The 3,490-nt window shown below is 63.1% G+C and carries 2 protein-coding genes and 2 pseudogenes; 2 read left to right on the forward strand and 2 right to left on the reverse strand.

Going from position 1 to position 3,490, the window contains the following annotated elements:
• Window positions 1–70: 70 nt before the first annotated feature.
• Entirely contained in the window at window positions 71–796 is a 726-nt protein-coding gene (locus NF4_RS35900; protein WP_063131840.1) for a hypothetical protein, read from the forward strand.
• 180 nt (window positions 797–976) lie between these two features.
• Window positions 977–1,555, forward strand: a pseudogene (locus NF4_RS35910) (transposase); the annotation flags it as partial.
• A 21-nt stretch (window positions 1,556–1,576) separates the two neighbouring features.
• On the opposite strand, the gene NF4_RS35915 reads toward NF4_RS35910, so the two are convergent.
• Window positions 1,577–3,115 carry an ISL3 family transposase gene (locus NF4_RS35915; protein ID WP_369690979.1) on the reverse strand — a complete coding sequence of 513 codons (1,539 nt, stop codon included), beginning with the start codon at window positions 3,113–3,115 and terminating at the stop codon, window positions 1,577–1,579.
• Window positions 3,116–3,240: 125 nt separating this feature from the next.
• Window positions 3,241–3,490 (reverse strand): annotated as a pseudogene (locus NF4_RS35920) (transposase); the annotation flags it as partial.

Consider the following 3,490-nt stretch of genomic DNA (forward strand, 5'->3'; position numbering starts at 1 on the left):
TAGAACTGGCAGAACGGTGGCGTGCCGTCGAGCGCGGCGGAGGCGGAGGCGCGGGTCGAGAATGAAACCTGTGACCGAAGACGAATATGACGACGAGTATGACTCTGAATGGTCGTACCGTGCCCTCAAACTTCGAGAGCTCTACCAGGATGCGCGCAAAAATTTTGATGCCCCTCGGAGGATGGACCCGGACGAGCCTGCGATCGAACGGCTCACCGGAGAACGGAAGCTTCTCTGGGCGCAGTTCCACAAGGCGGAGGACGACGGTGAAGCGCGGGCATACGAAGAGTTCCTGGCATGGTTCCCGGGTCCGATCGGATGGAAGCCTGGGACTTGGGCGATCGGGAAGCGGCTTCGGATAATCCTGTTTCCCCAGCGGCATACCTGGTCCCTGAAGAAGCGCCAAGCTGCCCGGTTGAGGGCCCGTAGGGAATTTGAAAGCACCTACTCGGACCCTCGTTCTGGACGGAACTTCATTTTGCAGTCCAACGCGATCGATGCCGAACTCAAAGCCGCCCGCATGCCAGAGAGCCGGGCCCCCTACAGGTGGCAGATGGACGATCTCATCAAAGAGCTCCATACCAAGGAAGGCTTGGGCGTGGCGGAAATCGCCGAACTCTTGAGCGAAGGCCCCGACCACATCGCGTCTGTGCTGCGCCTTCGCCGGGCGCTCGGTTCCACTGACGGCTCCCCCCGGTGGGAATCCGTACCCGACTACGGTGGTAGCAGTAGCTTCGATGGTGGCTTCAGCGGATGCAGTGGCGGCGGATGCGGTGGCGGCGGAGGGCCCGACTGACGGAACGTCCGAGAAGTTCATCGTCGGCCGCATCCAGGCACAACGCCGTTACGAGATAGCCTTCGCTCCCGCGGTGAGCTCGGGCAGGTACTTGTACAGCGTGGTCCGCGAGACACGGGACTGTGGATATAAGGGTGTTTCCGGCCTGATTCGCTGACCGATGGTCAGCGGGAAGGCGCCGTGATGACGACACTTGATGCCGTGGCGAAGAAGAAGGCCGAGGTCTCGGCCGAGCGGCTGGCAGCAGCGGAGCTGGTCCGGATGGCCAAAGAGCAGGGTTTATCCCTGACCGGGCCCGAAGGGCTGCTCCAGCAGTTCACCAAGACAGTCCTCGAGACCGCGCTCAACGAGGAGATGACCGAGCACCTGGGTTTCGAGCCGAACCAGGCTCCCGAGGACAGGGACTCAGGCAACATCCGGAACGGGACCCGGTCGAAGACGGTGTTGACCGAGACGACCGGCCCGGTGCCGATCGAGGTCCCCCGTGACCGCGACGGCAGCTTCGAACCCCAGATCGTGAAGAAACGCCAGCGCCGGTTGACCGGGGTCGATGAGATCGTGTTATCGCTGTATGCGAAAGGCTTGACCACCGGGGAGATCTCGGCGCATTTCGCCGAGATCTATGGCGCATCGGTATCCAAGGAAACGGTCTCGCGGATCACTGACAAAGTGATCGCCGAGATGCAGGAATGGTCGAGCCGGCCCCTGGGCGAGGTCTATGTCGTGATCTTCATCGACGCGATCGTGGTCAAGATCCGGGCTCTGGCGCAGTCTTCGTGATCAGTTTTGTAGCAGGGTGCGTTTGCGGAGTAGGTCGAGGTTGGCCCGGCCGAACATTTGGCGTTTGATCATTTTGATGCGGTTGATATGGCCTTCGACCGGGCCGGAGCTGTAGGGCAGGGTCAGGCCGTTGCTGACGGCATCGATGTCGCGGCGAAGGTTGCGGCCGAATGAGGCGATCGCGGTCAGTGAGTCGTTCTCGACGGTGTTGATCCATTTTTCGAGGCGGTGGCCTTCGAGCCGGGTCATCATGACCGCGAAGTCCTCGACGTGGTTCGCCAACCGGCGCAGGTCTTTGCTGCGTTTGCCGAGCTGGTGCAGTCTGGTGGTGTCGTCGGTGGTGAGGTTGGCGGGATCGGTCATGATCCACCGGGTCATGTCGCGGACCGCCGGCGGTCGCGGGGCGGGGACCGGCATGTGGCCGGTTCTGGTGCGGAATCGTCGCAGATAGCGTTGGACCTGCTGTTCGGTGCCGGGATATCCCAGCTCGGCGATCTCGCGAGTGAGTTGGGCGCCGTTGCGGATACCGTCGTTCCAGCGTCGGTGCAGGTGCTCGTGGTAGCCGTCCAGAATCGACAAGCGCTGCTGGTTCTTGGCGATCAGCGGATCGACAGTCTCGGCATCGGCGAACTTGCGCACCGTGGCTGGATGCAAACCCAGTTCACGGCCGATCGCGGACTTGCTCAATCCCTGCTTCAGCAGTCGGTGAACCGCGGCATGCTGGTGCCGGAAGCGTCTGACCACCTTCAGTTCACGATGGTCGACAACCGCAGGCGCCCGACCGGAGGGTTCGGTGGCAGCTTCGGATGCCAGGGACGCGGCAAGGTCTCGGCGAATCGCAGAGAGATCCTTCTCAACGGCTTGGCCCAGGTTCTGCCACAAATGAAACCGGTCGGCGACCTGCAGCGCGGCCGGAGCGCCCTGTCGGGCGCCTTCGGCATAGCCGCCGGCCCGGTCCCGGCAGATGATCTGCGGCAGGGGCCTGGCACGCAGCCATGCGGCCAGGGTGTCACCGTCGCGGCCGTCGATCAGGTCGATCGGTCTGCGTGTGTCGAGATCGACCAAGACCGTCCCGTAACGGTGGCCGCGGCGGACAGCGAAATCGTCGACACCCAAGATCGCGACCGGGCTGTTCGGCGGGTCCGGCAACCGGCGGACCAGTCGGATCAACGTGTCGCGGCCGGCCGGAAGCCCCAATTGGCCCGCCAACCGGGCACCGGCACGACCGGCCATCGCCAACCCGATAGCAACCAGCATCGACGTCAACCGGCTCGTGCGCCGGGACCACTTCACCGTCAGACCGGCGACCTGTTCGGCGAAAGTCGTCGCCGAACAATCGCGGTTCGGACAGAAGAACCGCCGAACCACCAACTGAACGGTCACCACCCGGCCGGCGATCGCGGCATCGGCCAGTGTTCGCTGATAGCGGGAATGCACACGCGTCGAAACCGAGCCGCATCCCGGACACTGACCGGTCGGCGCAGCGACTGCAGCACGGATCACCACCCGATCACCCTCGCTGCCGATTCCTTCTATCACAAGATCAGCCAAGTGCGGCAATAACTTCTGGACAAGATCACCCGAGCACGCCCGACACCATTACCAAGCCGGGGATTCCGACGACAACATGCCGAGCATCGGGATCACGAAGACTGCGCCAGAGCCCGGATCTTCACATGCACGGCGTCGATGAACACCACTGGATAGACCGGTTCCAGTGGCCGGTTGCACCAGTCGGTCATCTCGGCGATCACCTTGTCGGTGATCTTGGAGATCGTGTCCTTCGAGACCGAGGCACCATAGATATCGGCGAAGTGCGCCGCGACTTCACCGGTGGTCAGGCCTTTCGCGGTCAAGGACAGCACGATCTCGTCGATCCCGGTCAACCGGCGCTGCCGTTTCTTGACGATCTGC

The sequence above is a fragment of the Nocardia fusca NBRC 14340 genome (assembly GCF_001618425.1).
GTDB lineage: Bacteria > Actinomycetota > Actinomycetes > Mycobacteriales > Mycobacteriaceae > Nocardia > Nocardia fusca.